General features: G+C 73.5%; 15 protein-coding genes and 1 pseudogene. 6 read left to right on the forward strand and 10 right to left on the reverse strand.

What is annotated here, in order from left to right; genetic code table 11:
* The first annotated feature begins 23 nt into the window (after nucleotides 1–23).
* The 4 genes from ACERUN_RS07850 to ACERUN_RS07865 all read left to right on the forward strand — a co-directional run bounded on the left by ACERUN_RS07850 (nucleotide 24) and on the right by ACERUN_RS07865 (nucleotide 3,589).
* The gene (locus ACERUN_RS07850; RefSeq protein WP_370289400.1) at nucleotides 24–482 is read left to right on the forward strand and encodes a protein jag; all 459 of its coding nucleotides are present in this window, start codon (nucleotides 24–26) and stop codon (nucleotides 480–482) included.
* Between the two features lie 15 nt (nucleotides 483–497).
* Nucleotides 498–1,355: a 16S rRNA (guanine(527)-N(7))-methyltransferase RsmG gene (gene rsmG, locus ACERUN_RS07855; protein WP_370289309.1), complete on the forward strand. Its 858-nt coding sequence runs from the start codon at nucleotides 498–500 to the stop codon at nucleotides 1,353–1,355.
* Between the two features lie 240 nt (nucleotides 1,356–1,595).
* Nucleotides 1,596–2,543: a ParA family protein gene (locus ACERUN_RS07860; RefSeq protein ID WP_370289311.1), complete on the forward strand. Its 948-nt coding sequence runs from the start codon at nucleotides 1,596–1,598 to the stop codon at nucleotides 2,541–2,543.
* On the forward strand, nucleotides 2,540–3,589 hold the full coding sequence (locus ACERUN_RS07865; protein ID WP_370289313.1) for a ParB/RepB/Spo0J family partition protein: 1,050 nt from the start codon (nucleotides 2,540–2,542) through the stop codon (nucleotides 3,587–3,589). Before ACERUN_RS07860 ends, ACERUN_RS07865 begins: the two co-directional genes overlap by 4 nt.
* A 136-nt stretch (nucleotides 3,590–3,725) precedes the next feature.
* On the opposite strand, the pseudogene ACERUN_RS07870 reads toward ACERUN_RS07865, so the two are convergent.
* Nucleotides 3,726–4,454 (reverse strand): annotated as a pseudogene (locus tag ACERUN_RS07870) (lysophospholipid acyltransferase family protein).
* Between the two features lie 170 nt (nucleotides 4,455–4,624).
* Nucleotides 4,625–5,839, reverse strand: coding sequence for a pyridoxal phosphate-dependent aminotransferase (locus tag ACERUN_RS07875; protein ID WP_370289314.1), 1,215 nt, complete (start codon nucleotides 5,837–5,839; stop codon nucleotides 4,625–4,627).
* Nucleotides 5,840–5,927: 88 nt separating this feature from the next.
* On the opposite strand from ACERUN_RS07875, the gene ACERUN_RS07880 reads away from it, so the two are divergent.
* Nucleotides 5,928–6,587, forward strand: coding sequence for a GNAT family N-acetyltransferase (locus ACERUN_RS07880; RefSeq protein ID WP_370289315.1), 660 nt, complete (start codon nucleotides 5,928–5,930; stop codon nucleotides 6,585–6,587).
* Between the two features lie 40 nt (nucleotides 6,588–6,627).
* Here the strand turns inward: ACERUN_RS07880 and trxA are convergent, their stop codons facing one another.
* The 7 genes from trxA to ACERUN_RS07915 all read right to left on the reverse strand — a co-directional run bounded on the left by trxA (nucleotide 6,628) and on the right by ACERUN_RS07915 (nucleotide 15,977).
* On the reverse strand, nucleotides 6,628–6,957 hold the full coding sequence (trxA, locus tag ACERUN_RS07885; protein ID WP_370289316.1) for a thioredoxin: 330 nt from the start codon (nucleotides 6,955–6,957) through the stop codon (nucleotides 6,628–6,630).
* A gap of 92 nt (nucleotides 6,958–7,049) precedes the next feature.
* Nucleotides 7,050–8,021 (reverse strand): thioredoxin-disulfide reductase, encoded by a 972-nt coding sequence (gene trxB, locus ACERUN_RS07890; RefSeq protein ID WP_370289317.1) that lies wholly within the window; start codon nucleotides 8,019–8,021, stop codon nucleotides 7,050–7,052.
* A gap of 109 nt (nucleotides 8,022–8,130) precedes the next feature.
* A complete protein-coding gene (locus tag ACERUN_RS07895; RefSeq protein ID WP_370289318.1) occupies nucleotides 8,131–8,994 on the reverse strand; it encodes a hypothetical protein in 864 nt (287 codons plus the stop codon).
* The gene (gene sigM, locus ACERUN_RS07900) at nucleotides 8,987–9,817 is read right to left on the reverse strand and encodes an RNA polymerase sigma factor SigM (protein WP_370289319.1); all 831 of its coding nucleotides are present in this window, start codon (nucleotides 9,815–9,817) and stop codon (nucleotides 8,987–8,989) included. Before sigM ends, ACERUN_RS07895 begins: the two co-directional genes overlap by 8 nt.
* Entirely contained in the window at nucleotides 9,810–11,804 is a 1,995-nt protein-coding gene (locus ACERUN_RS07905; RefSeq protein WP_370289320.1) for a hypothetical protein, read from the reverse strand. Before ACERUN_RS07905 ends, sigM begins: the two co-directional genes overlap by 8 nt.
* A gap of 94 nt (nucleotides 11,805–11,898) precedes the next feature.
* Nucleotides 11,899–13,572: a murein biosynthesis integral membrane protein MurJ gene (gene murJ, locus ACERUN_RS07910; protein ID WP_370289321.1), complete on the reverse strand. Its 1,674-nt coding sequence runs from the start codon at nucleotides 13,570–13,572 to the stop codon at nucleotides 11,899–11,901.
* Nucleotides 13,569–15,977, reverse strand: coding sequence for a DUF6049 family protein (locus tag ACERUN_RS07915; protein WP_370289322.1), 2,409 nt, complete (start codon nucleotides 15,975–15,977; stop codon nucleotides 13,569–13,571). The genes murJ and ACERUN_RS07915 overlap by 4 nt, the downstream gene beginning before the upstream one ends.
* 150 nt (nucleotides 15,978–16,127) lie before the next feature.
* Between ACERUN_RS07915 and ACERUN_RS07920 the strand changes: the two genes are divergently transcribed.
* On the forward strand, nucleotides 16,128–17,618 hold the full coding sequence (locus ACERUN_RS07920; protein ID WP_370289323.1) for a CCA tRNA nucleotidyltransferase: 1,491 nt from the start codon (nucleotides 16,128–16,130) through the stop codon (nucleotides 17,616–17,618).
* Here the strand turns inward: ACERUN_RS07920 and ACERUN_RS07925 are convergent.
* The gene (locus ACERUN_RS07925; RefSeq protein ID WP_370289324.1) at nucleotides 17,615–18,241 is read right to left on the reverse strand and encodes an HAD family hydrolase; all 627 of its coding nucleotides are present in this window, start codon (nucleotides 18,239–18,241) and stop codon (nucleotides 17,615–17,617) included. The genes ACERUN_RS07920 and ACERUN_RS07925 overlap by 4 nt on opposite strands.
* Nucleotides 18,242–18,267 lie beyond the last annotated feature (26 nt).

Consider the following 18,267-nt stretch of genomic DNA (forward strand, 5'->3'; position numbering starts at 1 on the left):
GCGCCGCCGCGGCGGGTGGTGACCTGGTGACCCGCCTCGAGCAGGAGGGCGACATCGCCGCGGACTACCTGGAGGAGCTGCTCGACATCGCCGACCTCGACGGCGACCTCGACATCGACGTGGAGGCCGACCGGGCCGCCGTGTCGATCGTGGGTGCGGACCTCTCGCAGCTCGTGGGCCAGGACGGCAAGGTGCTGGAGGCCCTGCAGGAGCTCACCCGCCTGGCGGTGTACCGCGAGACCGGCGAGCGCTCGCGGCTGATGCTCGACATCTCCGGCTTCCGCGCCGACAAGCGTGCGCGCCTCACCGACCTCGGTACGACGACGGCCGAGCAGGTGCGTTCCTCGGGCGAGCCGGTGTCGCTCGACCCCATGTCGCCGTTCGAGCGCAAGATCGTGCACGACGCGGTGGCGGCGGCCGGGCTACGCTCGGAGTCCGAGGGTGTGGAGCCGCGGCGCTACGTCGTCGTCCTCCCCTCCTGATCCTCGCCGTTTCACGTGAAACACGACGCTGCGCCTCCCCCACCGGCGCACGCCGTCGACCTCGTCGGCGAGGAGCGCCTGCCGCTCGCTGAGCGGTACGCCGCGCTCCTCGCCACCGACGGGGTGGTCCGCGGCCTCATCGGCCCGCGTGAGACCCCCCGTCTGTGGGATCGTCACCTGATCAACTGTGCGCTCCTCGCCCGCGCCATCCCGACGGACGCCTCGGTCGCGGACATCGGCTCGGGCGCCGGCCTGCCGGGGATCGTGCTCGCCATCGTGCGTCCGGACCTCCGGATCACCCTCATCGAGCCGCTGCTTCGTCGCACCACCTTCCTCGAGGAGGTCGTCGACGAGCTCGGGCTCGACCACGTGCAGGTGCACCGCGGGCGGGCCGAGTCCCTCGCGGGCGACCGACGGTTCGACGTCGTCACCTCGCGCGCGGTCGCGCCGCTGGGGCGGCTCCTGACCTGGTCGATGCCGCTGGTGGCACCGACCGGCCACATGGTCGCGATGAAGGGGTCATCGGTCGCCGATGAGATCGCGGATGCGGCCGATGTGGTCGCCCAGCTTCGGCTGAGCCGTCCTGAGGTCGAGTTCGTGCCCGTCCACGCGGGAGGAACGCCCGGCCCGGTCGAGGCCGCGGACGGGGACCTCGATGGCGCGGTGCCGTCGCCCGACGGCATCCATGTCGTCCGAGTGGGCTGGGCGGACCCGGGGAACGTATCGTTGCCGCGGTCGTCCGGGACGGGCCGTGCGAGCGCGGGTGGACGACGGTCGGCCGGCTCCTCCGGTCGCCGGCACTCGTCCGGGGGCGGGCGACGTGGCGGTGGCGGGACGGGATCGGGCCGCCGGCGAGGTCCCAGGACGGACTGACCCGTTCGGGGCACGACGGAGGTTTTCCACCGCCGGGAGAAGCGCGCTGAGCGTGAGTCTCCACAGAAGCCTGAAGGTTTTCCACAGAAGTGCAGACAAGAGATGCGGCCGCAACCACCGCCGTGTTTCACGTGAAACGGAGAAGCGATGACCACCCCCAGCGATAGCCATCGAGCTGGAACCGGCGATGTTCCACGTGAAACCGACCGCCCCGAGCAAGGGCCCGAGGAGACGGCCGCAGTGACGGCGGCGCCCCTGACGGCGGCGCAGCTGGCCGAGCGCGAGGCGGGCTACGACGACGCGATGACGCCACTCGCCCGCGCGGCCCAGGCGACGGTGCTCGTCCGTGCCGGTCTTCCGCAGGAGAAGCTCGATCGTCCGGCGGAGACCCGGATCTTCGTCGTGGCCAACCAGAAGGGCGGCGTCGGCAAGACGACGTCCACGGTGAATCTCGCCGCGGCCCTCACGCAGCTCGGACAGCGGGTGCTCGTGATCGACCTCGATCCGCAGGGCAACGCCTCCACCGCGCTCAACATCGAGCACCGCCAGGGCACGCCCTCCAGCTACGAGCTCCTCGTCGACGGCACCGCTCTCGTCGACCTCGCCCAGCCCTGTCCGGACGCCGCCAACCTCTGGGTCGTGCCGGCGACCATCGACCTCGCCGGAGCGGAGATCGAGCTCGTCAGCGTGGTCGCACGCGAGCAGCGGTTGAAGAGGGCCATCGACGCGCACCCGCGCATCGGCACCGCCGCGGAGGTGGGGGAGGAGCGCTTCGACTACGTGTTCATCGACTGCCCGCCCTCCCTCGGACTGCTCACGCTCAACGCCCTCGTGGCCGGTGCGGAGATGCTCATCCCGATCCAGGCGGAGTACTACGCGCTCGAGGGACTCGGCCAGCTGCTCGCCACCGTCGACATGGTGCGCGCGCACCTGAACCCCGAGCTGGCGGTGTCGACGATCGTGCTGACGATGTACGACGCCCGCACCCGCCTGGCCGCGGGGGTGGCACAGGAGGTGCGCGAGCACTTCGGCGACCAGGTGCTGAAGACCGCCATCCCGCGATCGGTCCGGGTGTCGGAGGCGCCGTCCTACGGGCAGACCGTGATGACCTACGACCCGGGATCGCCCGGTGCGCTCAGCTACCTCGAGGCGGCGCGCGAGATCGTCGTCCGCGGGGGACTGTCGTGAACGCCGGAACGCCTCGTCGGGGCCTCGGCCGTGGTCTGGGCTCCCTCATTCCGACCGGTCCGCCCCCGAGTCAGCCCGAGGCTGGATCTGCCCCGGACCAGACCGCCGGTGTCAAGGACGACGCCCGGGATGCGGACTTTGCCGCTGGAGCGCCGAACAGCGCATCGGTGGACCATGGGTCCACCGGAGGAGCGGCAGGCGCCCAGACGGCGGATCCGACCCTGACGCCGGTCGAGGGTGCCTACTTCGCCGAGCTGCCTGTCACACAGATCCGACCCAACGCGGTCAACCCTCGCACCGTCTTCGACGAGGACGCGATGGGCGAGCTCGTGCACTCGATCAAGGAGATCGGGCTCCTGCAGCCGGTCGTCGTGCGCCGCACGGGCGCCGAGGCGTACGAGCTGGTGATGGGCGAGCGCCGCTGGCGCGCCACCCAGCAGGCCGGCCTCACCACGATCCCGGCGATCGTGCGCGAGACCGAGGACGTCGACATGCTCCGCGACGCCCTGCTCGAGAACCTGCACCGCAGCAACCTCAACCCGCTCGAGGAGGCAGCGGCCTACCAACAGCTGCTCGAGGACTTCTCCTGCACGCACGAGGAGCTCGCGCAGCGCATCGGACGGTCGCGCCCGCAGATCAGCAACACGCTACGCCTGCTCAAGCTCTCGCCGGCCGTGCAGCGGCGGGTCGCGGCCGGGGTGCTCTCGGCCGGGCACGCGCGGGCGCTGCTCGCCGTGCCGGACGCCGAGCAGCAGGACCGGCTCGCCCAGCGCGTGGTCGCGGAGGGCATCTCGGTGCGTGCGCTCGAGGAGATCGTGACGGTCGGCGAGCTCGGCGGAGCGACGCCGCGCCCTCGTCGTCCGAAGCCCAAGGCGCCCGGCCTGGGTGAGCTCTCCGAGCGCCTCGGCGACCGTCTCGAGACACGGGTGAAGATCGACCTCGGCAAGGCCAAGGGACGCATCACGATCGAGTTCGCGAACACCGGCGACCTCCAGCGCATCGTGGACCTGATCGATCCGCGCAACCGGGAGGACCGACCGATCTGAGGTCGACCCATCGACTAGTCGTTAGGGCGACAAGTCGAGTAGTAGCTAGGTCGCTTTGTCGACAAATGGCAGACGCCCCGCTGGTTCCACGTGAAACCAGCGGGGCGTCGTCGTTCTCGGCCCGAGATGGGCGGAGTCAGCTCGTGCCGTCGCGCTCCTCGGCCGCCTTGGTGGCCTGCTTGGCTGCGCGCTCCTGCAGTTCGGCGCGGTCCATCGCGTCGGCCTCCTCCGGGGTGGGTGCGCCGCCGCCGAAGCGGGCCGGCGTCCACCACGACCCGGGCGCCTTCTCCTCGGCGGGGTAGTCGGCGATGACCTCGTCGAGCATCCGCTGCAGCGTGCTGCGCAGCTGCGCGGTCTCGCCGGCGGCGTCCTCGGCGGTGGGGTACATCGGCTCGCCGACCTTGATGGCGATGGTCTTGGGTGAGCGGGAGAAGTCCTTCGGGTGATCCTTGGTCATCAGGCGGTGGGCACCCCACACGATGACGGGGATGAGCGGCACGCCGGCCTCGGCGGCGATGCGCACCGCACCCGACTTGAGCTCCTTGATCTCGAACGAGCGCGAGATCGTGGCCTCGGGATAGATGCCGACGATCTCCCCCGAGCGGAGCTACTCCACCGCCGTGCGGGCCGATGCCTCGCCGGAACCGCGGTCGACGCGGATGTGGTGGAAGGAGCGCAGCAGGTGACCGACGCCGGGGGCGTCCATCATCTCCTTCTTGATCATGAAGCGCACCAGCCGGTTCTGCGGCTCGGCGCCCTTGCCGGCGTAGATGAAGTCGATGTAGCCGGTGTGGTTGATGGCCAGCAGCGCGCCGCCCTTGCGGGGGACGTTCTCCGACCCCGTGACCACCACCCGCTGACGCATCAGCTTGAAGAGGATCTTGGCGGTGACGATGACGGGGGGATAGGTGATGTCCAGCACCGGAGCAGTGTCTCAGGCGGCGGGGGTGAGGGACGAGACCCCGACGGGCCAATCGGAGGCCGTCCTTTGTTCGCAGCGAACAGGCTCGGGCTCCGCGTTCGGCGCGGTGGACCTCAGCGGCGCGTGGCGAGGAACTCCGCGATCCGGCCGATGGCCTCCTCGAGGACGTCGACGTCGGGCAGCGTCACCAGCCGGAAGTGGTCGGGTTCGAACCAGTTGAAGCCGGTGCCGTGCGTGACGAGGATCTTCTTGGCGCGCAGCAGGTCGATGACGAACTGCTCGTCGTCGTCGATGGCGTAGACCTCGGGGTCGAGGCGGGGGAAGCAGTACAGCGCCCCCTTCGGCTGCACGGAGCTCACGCCCGGGATCTCGTTGAGCAGCCGGTGCGCGAGCGCGGCCTGCTCGTAGAGGCGGCCGCCGGGCACGATGAGCTCGTTGATCGACTGGTAACCGCCCAGCGCCGTCTGGATCGCGTGCTGGGCGGGGACGTTGGCGCACATGCGCATGTTTGCCAGCAGCGTGAGCCCCTCGAGGAAGTCCTCGGCGATCTCCTTGGGTCCGGACACCATCACCCACCCCGCGCGATACCCGCACACGCGGTAGGCCTTGGAGAGCCCGCTGAAGGTCAGGCACAGGACGTCGCTCCCGGCCGCCGCCGCGGTGTGGTGGTGCACGGCGTCGTCGAAGAGGATCTTCTCGTAGATCTCGTCGGAGAAGACGACCAGGTGGTGGCGGCGCGCGATGTCGACCAGCGCCTTGACCATCTCCTCGCTGTACACCGCACCCGTGGGGTTGTTGGGGTTGATGATGACGAGGGCCTGGGTGTTCTCGGTGATCTTCGACTCGATGTCGGCGAGATCGGGCATCCAGCCGTTCTCCTCGTCGCACCGGTAGTGCACCGGGGTACCGCCGCACAGGGCCACCGCGCCGGTCCACAGCGGGTAGTCGGGCGCGGGCACGAGCACCTCGTTGCCATCGTCCAGGAAGGCCTGGAGCACCAACGAGATCATCTCCGAGACGCCGTTGCCGATGAAGACGTCCTCGACGTCCACGCTCGTGAGGCCGCGGGACTGGTAGTACTGGGCCACCGCGGTGCGCGCGGAGTAGATGCCGCGCGAGTCGCTGTAGCCCTGCGCCTCGGGCAGGTGGTGGATCACGTCGGCGAGGATCGCGTCGGGGGCCTCGAAGCCGAACGGTGCGGGGTTGCCGATGTTGAGCTTCAGGATCCGGTGGCCCTCGGCCTCGAGCCGCTGGGCCTCCACGAGGATGGGGCCCCGCACGTCGTAGCGGACATTGCGAAGCTTCTTGCTCTGCCGGATCGTGCGCACCCGAGCATTCTCGCAGGTGCTCGCCAGTGCATTTCGGGCGCTCCGCGGCCTACGATCGAGGCCCCGCCTGCGCGCCGTAGGAGGAACCATGGCCCGCACCACCGTCCCCCTGACGCTCGATCACCTCGAGGCGCTCGCCGCCCCCTGCCGCGACTGCCTGTTCTGGGAGCGGGCGCCGGTCGAGCGCACGAAGATGGCCGCCGCCGAGCGGGTCGCCGACAAGGAGGCCTGGGTCTCGGAGGTGCTCCGCGAGTGGGGCTCGTGCGGGCGGGTGGCGATGGTCGACGGGCACCCGGTGGGCTACCTGGTCTACGCGCCGGCGGCCTTCGTGCCGGGCGCGGCAGGATTCGCCACGTCGCCGGTGTCGGCAGACGCCGTGCTCCTCACCACCGCCTGGGTCCGGCGCGAGTACGCAGGCAGCGGCGTCGGCCGCCTGCTCGTGCAGGGCATGGCGCGCGACCTCGTGCTGCGCGCGGACGGCGTCCGCGCGGTCGAGGCGTTCGGCCACACGTCGTCGCGGCTCACCGCTCCCGGATCCTGCACGCTGCCGGTCGGGTTCCTGGCACGCACCGGCTTCAAGACCCACCGCCCGCACCCGGTGACGCCGCGGATGCGCATGGAGATGCGATCGCTCGTGACGTGGCGCGGCGAGGTGGAGGCCGCGTGGGAGCGGCTGGTGGGAGCGGTGCGTCGTCCACACGCGGCGCCGGCGCGCTCGCTGCGCGAAGCAGACGGCCCCCGCTCCTGAGGGAGCGGGGGCCGCCGGGGTGCTGCGGTGGAGCAAGCGGTCAGTTGATGAAGTCGCTCAGCTCGTTGAGGATCGCGGCCTTCGGCTTGGCGCCGACGATGGTCTTGACGACCTCGCCACCCTGGTAGACGTTGATGGTCGGGATGCCGGTGACGCGGTAGGAGGCCGGGGTGACCGGGTTCTCGTCGACGTTCATCTTGTAGAAGGTGATCTTGTCGCCGTGGGCGCCGGCGATCTCGTCGAGGATCGGGGCGACCTGGCGGCACGGGCCGCACCACTCGGCCCAGAAGTCCACGAGGACGGGCTTGTCGGCCTTGAGCACCTGAGCGTCGAACTCGGCGTCGGTCACAGCGGAGATGTTGTCGGCCACGGGGGCCTCCTTCGGAAGATGGGGTGAACGGAACGTCTGGTGGCCGAACGTGCGGCGGGGGCTGATCATTCCCGCCGCACGCGGCCGGGGTGTCAGGCGGTGGCGGCGGCCTTCGCGGCCAAGTGCTCGACCTCGGCGAGGTACTTCTCGGCGTCCAGGGCGGCCGCGCAGCCGCTGCCGGCGGCGGTGATGGCCTGGCGGTAACGGTGGTCGACGAGGTCGCCGGCGGCGACGACGCCGTTGACGTTGGTGGCCGTCGAGCCGGGCTGCACGATCACGTAGCCCTCGGCGTCGAGGTCGACCTGGCCGACGAGCAGCTCGGAGCGCGGCTCGTGGCCGATCGCCACGAACAGGCCGGTGGCGGGCAGCTCGGAGGTCTCACCGGTGACCGTGTCGCGCAGCGTGAGCGACTCGACGGACTCGTCGCCGTTGATGGAGTCGACGGCGGAGTTCCAGATGATCTCGAGCTTGGGGTCGGCGAATGCGCGCTCCTGCATGATCTTGGAGGCGCGCAGCTCGTCGCGGCGCACGATCATCGAGACCTTCGAGCCGAAGCGGGTCAGGAAGGTCGCCTCCTCGACGGCCGAGTCGCCACCGCCGACGACGGCGATGTGCTGCTCGCGGAAGAAGAAGCCGTCGCAGGTGGCGCACCACGACACCCCACGGCCCGACAGGCGGTCCTCGTCGGCGAGACCGAGGCGACGGTAGCCCGAGCCCATGGCCAGGATGACGGCCTTGGCGGTGTAGGTGTCGGTGGCGGTCTTGACGATCTTCACGTCGCCGGTGAGGTCGACCTCGACGATGTCGTCGGCCACCAGCTCGGCGCCGAAGCGCTCGGCCTGGGCGCGCATCTCGTCCATGAGCGCGGGGCCCTGGATGCCGTCGCGGAAGCCCGGGAAGTTCTCGACCTCGGTGGTGTTCATCAGCGCACCGCCGGCGGTGACCGAGCCCTCGAACACCAGCGGGGCCAGCTGCGCGCGGGCGGCGTAGATGGCGGCGGTGTAGCCGGAGGGTCCGGACCCGATCACGATGACGTTGCGGGTCTCGGTGGTGGACGCGCTCATGGGACTCCCTGCTCGAGGCGGTACGGCGGAGTCCGACCGCTCACGGCCGGACGATGGGCACAACGTCGATCCTAGGGGGCGCTGTTCCCCCGGGAGCGCGTGCCGCCGATCACCCCCCGGTGCGGGGCAGCGTCGTCGAGCGCAGCACGTCGCCGGTGCCGCAGGCCAGCACCTCGGCCACCTGCGTGCTGCCGACCGGTGCGCGGAAGGCGACCACCGCGGGCACGCCGTCATAGCGCACGCCCACGAGCCGACCGGCCCCGAACCCGCCGGGCTCGCACACGAAGTCGGCGGGCGCCAGCAGCGTGATCCCGCGGTAGTCGGCCGGGGCCTGTGGCAGCACCCCGCGCAGGGCCACGAGGTCGGCGCGCAGGCGGTCGGCCCGCACGTCGCGCAGCGGCGACCCGTCGTCCACGCGTCGGGGGGCGCCGGCGAGCTGTCGGTCGGGGCTCGACGACGCGGCGGCGGACTCGCGGAGATCCTTGGTGGTGTCCGTGACGCCGCCCGCGCTGTCGGCGTCCTCGCGCAGCGAGCCGAGGTTCGCCGGAGGTTCCTGCGCCGACTCGGCACGCTGGGGGGCGCTGTCGGAGGAGTCGGAGGCGGTGCTGGCGTCATTGCCGGTGCCGGCGCCGTCGCCCAGCAGGCCGCCGCCGATGCCGATGACGACCACCGCGGCGGCCGCACCCAGCAGCCAGCGCAGGCGGGTGCGCCGGGCGCGGGCGGCGTCGTCCAGATCGAGGACGACGGCCTCAGGATCGCTCGGGCGCGCGACCGACTCGGCGGAGCGCTCGGCGGTGAGCGCGGCGATCGTGTCGTCGAGCCGCGCCACGACCTCAGGTGGAGTGGTCTCCGGTCCGCCGGAGGCCGCGAGGGTGCGCCGCACGGCGTCCTCGGTGGCGGGGTCGAGCCGCACGGGCTCGGGGGCGTCACCGGCGCCCGAGGAGGGCGGGGTGTCGCGGGGGTCGTCAGGCATCGGTGAGGGGTCCTGCGTCGGTCGTGGGGAGGGCGGGTGCCGGCGGGGCGGCTCCCGACGGGGCGTCGGAGGCGTCGGAGGGGTCGGAGGCGCCGTGGCCTGGAGGGCCGCGCCGGTTCACCGATCCGACGTGCGCCGACGACGGGTGGTTCCCCGGAGCCGCGTGCGGCCGGGCGTCGTGGCCCTCGCCGACGAGGAGGATGTCGGCGAGCAGGCCGGCCAGACGGGCGCGGGCCCGGGAGCACCGGCTCTTGATCGTGCCCTCGGCGCATCCGAGCACCTCGGCGGCCTCGGCGACCGAGTACCCCTCCATGTCGACGAGGACGACGGCCGCTCGCTGCTCGGCGCTCAGCTGGGCGAGGGCCGCGTGCACCCGCGAGCGCCGCTCGGCGTCGATCGCAGCCTGCTCCGGCTCGGGTGGTGCGACCGGGGCGGTGGCGCCGGGCAGCGCGCTGATCGTGCGGCTGCGCCGTTGCAGCTCGTCGGTGCGGTCGAGGTCGTCGGGCAGCGGCTCGGCACGGCGCACGGCGGCTGCGCGCAGCCGGTCGAGGCAGGCGTTGACGACGATGCGGTGCAGCCAGGTCGTGACCGCGGCGTCGCCCCGGAAGGTCCCGGCGCGGCGGAAGGCCGCGACGACGGCGTCCTGGAGGCCGTCGGCGGCCGTCTCGGGGTCGGCGCACGTGCGCAGCGCGACCGCCCAGAGCCGGTCGCGGTGGCGCGCGATGAGCGTGCCGAAGGCGTCGGGGTCGCCGTCCACGTGGGCGGCGAGCAGCGCGCGGTCGTCGCGCGCGTCGTCGGCCGGGCGGGCCCGCTCGTCAGTCACCGCGCACCACGACCTCGGCCACGGTGGCCTTGAAGCCTCCGGAGACCTGCGGGAGCGCCGTCCACCACAGGGTGAGGTAGCGGGCGCGGAGCCGGGCGTCGGCGGTGGGTCCGGCTGCGAGCACCAGCTGGCCCGAACCGGTGGCGGTGGCGGCGGGCTCGCCCGTGGGCGCCGACTGCGGGTCGTCGGTGCCGGCGAAGAGCTGGACGGTGCCGGTGCCCTCGACGAGGCGCAGCGCCACCGAGGCGACCTGGCGCTCGCGGCCGAGGTCGAGCACGAAGCCGACACCGGACTTGAGGGCAGGTGCCGCCGGGCCGAGCTGGTCGTTGTAGGTCTGGGTGCCCCAGGTGGTGGCGGTGTCGCCGTCGACGAGCGCGCCGACGTCCTCGGGATTCTCGCCGTTGGTGCCGAGGGGGTCGAAGTCGCGGGCCGTGACGCCCGTGAGCACCTGCGCGGGCGCGGGGGTGCCCGACGTGGTCGGTGCCGGTGACGCCGGCTCACGCTCGCCTCCCAGGGGCGTGCGCCCGCGGCCGAGGTTGATGGCGACGAGCACCGCGACGAGCAGGGCGAGGGCCACGGCCACGCCGAGGGCCAGCCGCAGCGAACGGCGACCCGGGACGCGCTCGGCGGTGGTGGTGAGAGGGTCGTCGAGGTGGTCCTCGAACGGCCAGGGCTGCGCCGGCGGCGGCGCGGCATCGACCGCGGAGCCCGCGAGGGTCGGATCGCCGTGGCCGTAGCCGTCGGCGGCCGGACGACGCGAGGGGCCAGCGGCGAAGAGCGGCCGCTCCGGCACCTCCTCGAACGGCGGTGGCGGGGCGGCGGGCGCGCTGTGGGTGCGCAGCCAGCGGACGTCGTCGCCGTCGCCGAACACGGGGATCCCCGCCTCGGTCGGGGCCTCGGGATGGTCGGTCATGGTGCTGTTGACCCGGGTGGGTTCGTCGGTGGACGACGCGCCGCCCGACGGTGGCGCGGCGTCGGCGTCGTCGGCCTCCAGCGCGGCCGGCGGGTCGGCCTCGTCGGCCGCGGCCCGGTCGGCGGGCTGCTCGGCAGGCTGCTCGGCGGCGGGGCGCACGACGGGGATGTCGTCGTCGGTGGAGTCGTGGGGCAGCGGGTCGGCCACGGCGGGCAGCCACACGGGCCCGAGCTCGTTGACCGGCGGGATGGAGCGGGCCAGCGCCTCCGGCATGCCGGTGGGGTCGCCGACGAAGTCGCGCAGCTGCTCGGCGATCGCGGCCGCCGATCCGACGTCGGGGTGGTCGGCGAGGCGGTCGGCGAGGCGGCGTCGACGACGGTCGTGGCGGCCCTCGCACTCGAACTCGCGCCAGAGGACGTCGAGCGGACCGGGCACGCCGGCGCGCACCTGCCGCGGGCTGAGGACGACGCCGCCCTCGCGCGGAGCGGCCGGGACGATCGAGCCGGAGGGTCCGGGCCAGGTGGCGGTGAGCGCGCAGTAGAGGAGGCCGCCGATGTCCTCGAGGTCGCCGCGCACCTCGCCCGGGACGGCGCCGTGGAGGGCGGCGTCCACGCACAGGCCGATGAGGCGCACCGCGCCGTAGCGGTCGATCAGCACGTTCTCGGGGTTGAGACGCCCGTGGGCGACGCCGACCGCGTGGGCGCTGGCGATGGCGTCGGCGACGTCGGCCACCAGCCAGGCGGCGCGGCGCGGCCCCAGCGGGCCGGCGTGGGTGACGAGGATGTCGAGCGAGGTGCCCGTGCCCCACTCGTTGACGACGAAGCAGCGGCCGTCCTCGGTGGCGGCGTCGAGCACGCGCAGCACCCGCGGGTCGAGGACGGCGGCCGAGGTGCGCGCCGCCTCCACGAGGCCGGGTGCGCGCGGGTCGTCCTCGTCGATGACGTGGAGGGCGACGTAGCGCTCGAGGATCGTGTCGTGGGCTCGCCAGAACCGACCGCCGCCGCTCTCGGTCAGCAGGTCGATCAAGCGGTAGCGGCCGGCGAGAACATCACCGGACCGCGTCGACGTGGCCACCTCGTCCCCCTCCGGTCGTTCCCATCCTAGGAGCCCGGGCGAGCCGCGCGGGCGGGCCGTCGGGTGGCGCGTCCAACGGCCGCGATGGTGCGGCTCAACGGCGCAGGCGCGCGGTGACGGTGCCGACCACGGAGGTGACCTCGCGGAGGTGCAGCACACGGGCGGCGACGAGCAGGGCGGTGGCGGCGACGGTGCCGACGACCGCGACCTCGGCGGCCGCCCACGGCCACCCGGGGGCGGTGACGATCTCGCGCACCGTGTCGTGGGCGATCACCCGGGCGAGCGCGGCGGCGGCCGCGACGGCGAGCGCGGCGCCGAGCAGGCGCGCCACCCAGCCGATCCAGCCGGCCGGGCGCAGGGCGTCGGCCCCGGCGCGCCGGCGCACGATGCGCACCAGCAGCGCGCCCGAGATCGCCGCTCCCACGGCGTAGGCGCCGGTGTAGGCGACGACGAGGGCGGGTGCGGTGTGGGCGGCGTCCACCTGGGCCACGAGGGCGATCGCGAGGGTGATGTTGGTGGCGGCGATCGCGCACTGCACGAAGAACACCGTGCGGTTGAGCTCGAGGGCGTAGAAGCCGCGCAGCACGAGGTAGTGCACGGTGAAGGCGACGATCCCGAACGCGAAGAGGATCATCGAGGACTCGAAGCGCGGGTAGGTGTCGGCCGTGGCGCCGTGACCCCAGATCACCTGGGCGGCCGGCAGCGCCACGAACGGCATCACCGCCGCCACCGGGACGACGACCACCAGTGCCGTGCGCAGGGTGCCGCCGAGCGTGCGGGCCAGTGCCGGCAGGTCGCCGCCGGCGGCGGAGGCCGACAGGCGCGGCAGGATCGCGGTGGCCAGCGAGACGGTGATGATCGAGTGCGGCACCATCACCACGAGCATCACGTTGGAGTAGACCGTGATGCCGGTGCCCGACGGGTCGCAGGCCGGGCCGCTGGAGGCCAGCCGCACGACCACCACGTAGGCGATCTGGTTGACGATGACGAAGAGCACCGTCCACACGCCGAGGCGGAAGGTCTGCCCCAGGCCGACCCCGCGGATGTCGAAGCGCGGGCGGTAGCGCACGCCCGCGGCGCGCAGGTAGGGCACGAGGATGAGCAGCTGCGCGGCGATCCCGAGCGTCGAGCCCACGCCGAGCACGAGCTCCTGGGCGTGGCTGAAGCCGGTGCCCTGCTCGGCGGTGGAGGCGGCTCCGAAGGCGATGAGGTAGCCCAGCAGCACCGCGATGGAGATCAGGTTGTTGGCGATCGGCGCCCACATCATCGGGCCGAACCGACCGCGGGCGTTGAGCACCTGCCCTACCAGCACGAACATGCCGTAGAAGAACACCTGCGGCAGGCAGTAGCGGGCGAGGTCGACCGCGGAGGCCCGCGCGTCGGCACCCGTGCACTGGCTGCTGAGCAGCAGCTGCATCACCGCGGGGGCGGCGACCACCAGCAGCACCGTGACGGTGCCGAGGAAGACGAGCGCGATGGTCATGACGCGGTCGATGTAGGCGGCGCCGCCGTCGGGGTCGTTGCGCATCGAGCGCACGAGCTGCGGCACGAGCACGGCGTTGAACACGCCGCCGGCCAGCAGGATGTAGAGCATGTTCGGCACGGTGTTCGCGATCGTGAACACCTCGCCGCGCAGCGAGATGCCGAGCGCGGCGGCCAGCAGCGTGGAGCGGATGAAGCCGCTGAAGCGGGAGACGACGGTGCCGGCCGCCATCACGGCGGTGTTGGCGAGGATCCCGCGTTCCTCGGCGGTGCTGGCCTCGCTCACGCGGTGGCCCTCTCGCCGCGCAGGCGGCGACGCAGGCGCAGCGCGAGCGCCACGAGGAAGATCCCGCCGCCGGCGCCGATGATCACCCAGATCACCCTGCCGACCTGGCTCGAGCGCACCGACGTGGTGGCGACGGCGCCCACGGGGTCACCCTCGACGTCGGTGAGGCGCAGGGTGACGTTCTGCACACCGGCGCTCCCGACCTCGGCCTCCACCGGCACGGAGACGCTGCTGCGTGCGGCCACGGTGATGGGGTTGCGCACGCGGAGGTCGGCGTCGGCGCTGGCGGCCTCGATCCGCACGGTCACGGGCTGGTCGAGGTCGTTGCGCACGCCCACCGTGAAGGGCCCCGACCCGCTGGAGAGGGTCACGCCCTCGGGAGCCGTGATCCGCACCCGGCCCAGGCGCGCCTCGGCCCAGTCGCGGGTGCGTCCCAGGCGGCTCGCGGCGTCGTCGCGGCCGCGCTCGGCCACCGAGATCCCGGCGAGGGCCTCGCCGACGAGGGTGTCGCCGATGGTCGACTCGCTGCCGAGGATGCGCTGCAGCACCCGGGCGGCCCGCACCGTGCGCAGAGCCTCGGTGACGACGCTGGGGGAGAGGACGTCGTCCTCGCCGTCGCTGGTGAACGCCAGGTCGGTGGGGTCGATGGTGGCGGTGGACGACGCACCCCCGGCGCTCGACTGCTGGCCGGCGAGGTCGGTGAGCCGCAGCCACGGCACGTCGAGGCCCGCCCAGAAGGCGCCGGCGCCGGCGGCGTCGAGCTGGGCCGGCAGGACGACGGTGAGCCGGTCGGCCTGCGCGGAGCGCTCGCGCGCAGCCCGCAGCGAGCGGACCGCCGCCTCGCTGAGGATGCGCTGGCGCAGCCCGATCGGGCTGAGGGCCTCCTGCGGCCCCGGACCGCCCTCGGCGGCGCCGGTGGAGGTGACCACGAGCGGGCGACGTCCGATGCGGGCGTCGGCGGGCGGTGCCGCAGCGAAGTTCTCGCGGTCGAACAGCTGGTCGCCGAGGAGCAGGGTGGCGTCGTCGTCCACGGTGGTGATGGCGGCGAGGTCGAGGTAGCCGTCGGGGCCGGTGGCCACCGGCAGCCCGCGCACGCCCCACGCGTCGAGCACGCTGGACGGGTGCTGGCGCGCGAGGCCGTAGAGCCGCCCGGAGGTGTCGCCCACGGCGGCGAGGTCGGGATCGCCGTAGGGCAGGGCCGCCACGCTGCGGGCCGTGAGCTGGGCGCGGGCCTGGCGCAGCCACGACGTCGCGGCGCTCACGGCGGGGTCGACCGGTTCGGTGGGGGCGGTGCTTGCGTCGTCCTCGGGTGCGTCGCTCGGGGACGCGGACGACGACGGCTCACCTGAGGGCGCCCCGTCGGTCGGCTCGGTACCGGCGTCGGTGCCGCCGTCCTCGCCGCCCTCGGCGTCCTCGTCGGGCTCGACCGGGTCGGCCGGCTCGAGCGAGCGTTCCGCGTTGCCGTCGGCGAGCTGGCCCACGGCGTCGAGCACGGCCGGGTCGACCAGCCAGGTCAGGGGGCGCAGCCCCGCGGCAGCGCCGAAGGCCAGCGGGCTGCCCAGGCGCCCGCCCAGCGCCATCGCGTTGCGCCAGTCGTCGGGTCGGGCCAGTGCGCCGTCGGCGGTGCGCTCGATGCGGGCCCGCAGCGGCAGCACGAGCGCGGTGTCGACAGCCGGCGCCGTGGCGGGCATCACCGGCAGGAAGGTGCGGGCGCGACCGTCGGCCACGGTGTCGCGCGGGGAGGCGTCGCTCGAGCCGAGCGCGTGGACGCCGAACCAGTACACCCCGGGGGCGGAGTCGGCGAAGATCGAGCGGAGCACGCGCTGCGGCACGGTGATCGCGTAGCTGGCGCTCTGCCCGGGAGCCAGGGCGTCGATCTGCGCCCGCACCCGGTCGTCGCGGGTGTAGCGCTCGCCCACAGGCGTGGTGGCCGCCGTGCTCGCGGCCAGGGAGAGCTGCGCCGAGGTGGTCATCACCTCCGCGCAGGTGCCGCAGGTGGGGCCCTCGCCGAAGAGCGGGTAGACGTTGACGTCGCGCCAGGTCTCGAGGTCGCTGTTGGTCACTGTGCCGCGGACGACGAGCGGCCCGGTGCGCGGCAGCACGCCGGGCGCGAGGTCGTCGATGGTGACGGTCAGGGCCGTGTCGTCGACGCGTGCGGTGGTGCGCGCTCGCGCGGCCCGGCCTGGTCGGCCGTCCTTGGCGCGCACCGCGGTGCGGGGCGTCGTCCGCGCGGGGCCGAGGGGGTCGGCGGTCGCCGCGCCGCCCGCAGCAGGGGGGCTGCTCGGCGCGGGCGCCGGTGCCGCGGTGGCCCGTGGTGACGCAGGTGCTCCGGGCGCGCCGGCCACGAGCGCCAGCGTCGCGGCGCTCGCGAGCAGGGCGCGCAGCGCGCGAGAGCCGACGGACACGCCTTGAGGGTAATGCGCGCGCACCCCGACCTCGGCACTCGCCGGGCCGTCGACGACGACGTGCTCGCGCCGCCGCGAGCCCCCGTGTAGACGACGCGGCGGCCGTTGCGATCCGGCCGGCGAGGCCCGGGCCCCCTAGACTCCTGCGCCGTGACCGACGCCGACGCCGCCCTCCCGCCGTCCGGCGCAGCACCGCGGCGGCTCGTCGACGTCCAGGCGGCGGTCAACGCCGAGCTCGACCGCCTGGCGCCCGTGCTCGACGAGCTCGGTGCCCTCTTCGAGGCCGCCGGGCACGAGCTGGCACTCGTGGGTGGCCCGGTGCGTGACGCGATGCTCGGGCGTCGCTCGAACGACCTCGACCTCACCACCTCGGCCCGCCCCGAGCAGACCGAGCGCATCCTGAAGGCCTGGGGTGACGCCTGGTGGGACATGGGGCGCGACTTCGGCACCATCGGCTGCCGCAAGGGCGACTGGGTCGTGGAGGTCACCACCTACCGCTCCGAGAGCTATGACCCGTCCTCGCGCAAGCCCGAGGTGGCCTACGGCGACACCCTGGAGGGCGACCTCGGCCGACGCGACTTCGCCGTCAACGCGATGGCGGTGCGCCTGCCCGGGCGCGAGGTCGTCGACCCCTTCGGCGGCGTGCTCGACCTCGCGCACGGGGTGCTGCGCACGCCGGGCACCCCCGAGCAGTCGTTCAGCGACGACCCCCTGCGCATGATGCGCGCGGCCCGCTTCGCCGCCCAGCTCGGTTTCACGGTGGACGACGCCGTGGTCGCCGCGATGACGGCGATGGCCGATCGCATCGCCATCGTCTCGGCCGAGCGGGTGCGCGACGAGCTGGTGAAGCTGATCTGCGCCCCGCACCCGCGCGAGGGGCTCGAGCTGCTCGTCGGCACGGGGCTGGCCGACCACGTGCTGCCCGAGCTGCCCGCCCTGCGCCTCGAGCGCGACGAGCACCACCGCCACAAGGACGTCTACGACCACACCCTCACCGTGCTCGAGCAGGCCATCGAGCTCGAGCCGCGGCTCAACGAGCGCGCCGACCTGCCGGCGCCCGACTTCGTCTCGCGTTTCGCCGCCCTCATGCACGACGTCGGCAAGCCCCGCACCCGCCGCTTCCTCGACGACGGCACCGTCACCTTCCACCACCACGACGTGGTGGGCGCCAAGATCACCCGCAAGCGCATGCGCGCGCTGAAGTTCAGCAACGACCAGATCGAGGCGGTGGGCTCGCTGGTCGAGTTGCACCTGCGCTTCCACGGCTACGGCTCGGGGGAGTGGACCGACGCGGCGGTGCGCCGCTACGTGCGCGACGCCGGCGACCAGCTCGAGCGCCTGCACGTGCTCACCCGCGCCGACTGCACCACGCGCAACAAGCGCAAGGCCGAACGCCTGCGCCGCACCTACGACGACCTCGAGCAGCGCATCGACCGGCTCTCGGCGGAGGAGGAGCTCGCCTCCATCCGCCCCGACCTCGACGGCAACCAGATCATGACGATCCTCGGCATCGAGCCGGGACGCGAGGTGGGCGAGGCCTACAAGTTCCTGCTCGAGCTGCGCCTCGACAACGGCCCGATGAGCGAGGACGACGCCACCGCCGCCCTGCGGCAATGGTGGGCCGAGCGCCAGCGGGACTAGCCCCGGGCGGCCAGGGCGCCGTCCAGCCAGGCCGGGACGCCGGTGAGGTCGTCGAGGACGACGTGGGTGCCGGCGTCCTGGAGCTCGGCGCGGGTGCAGCCGCCGGTGAGCACCGACACGCTCGTGACGCCGGCCGCGAGCGCCCCTTCGACGTCGTGCACGTGGTCGCCCACGTAGGCCAGCGCCTGCTCGCGGGCGAGGACGTCGGCCTTCCCGACACCCCACACCCAGCCCTCGAGGTGGTCGGCCTCGAGCCCGAGGTGGTCGAGGTGCAACTGGGCGTTGGGGGCGTACTTGCCGGTGACCACGAGCACCCGCCCGCCCCGCTCGCGCACGGCTGCGAAGGCTTCATGGGCGCCCGGCAGCGCCGGCACCGTGGTGATCGCGTGCTCGGGGTAGAGGGCTCGGAAGCGGTCGCCGGCCGCGGGGATCTGCTCGGCCGGCAGGTACGGCTCGAGCAAGTGGTCGAGCGGGGGCCCGAGCTTGGCGGTCATCTGCTCGACCGGGAACTCGACACCCAGCTCCTCGCCCAGCGCCCGCAGCACCGAGCGGAAGCCGGCGGCGGTGTCGATGAGGGTGAGGTCGAGGTCGAAGCCGACGACGAGGGGAGGGCGCGCGGTCACGTTGGCGAGGGTACGGTGCCGCACTT

The sequence above is a fragment of the Nocardioides sp. genome, assembly GCF_964229035.1.
In the GTDB taxonomy this organism is placed as follows: domain Bacteria; phylum Actinomycetota; class Actinomycetes; order Propionibacteriales; family Nocardioidaceae; genus Nocardioides.

Coding starts and splice junctions, on each gene's coding strand:
- ACERUN_RS07895 (WP_370289318.1), bottom strand. CDS start 8,994: ATGCCTGACGACCCCCGCGACACCCCGCCCTCCTCGGGCGCCGGTGAC.
- ACERUN_RS07880 (WP_370289315.1), top strand. CDS start 5,928: ATGGCCCGCACCACCGTCCCCCTGACGCTCGATCACCTCGAGGCGCTC.
- trxB (WP_370289317.1), bottom strand. CDS start 8,021: ATGAGCGCGTCCACCACCGAGACCCGCAACGTCATCGTGATCGGGTCC.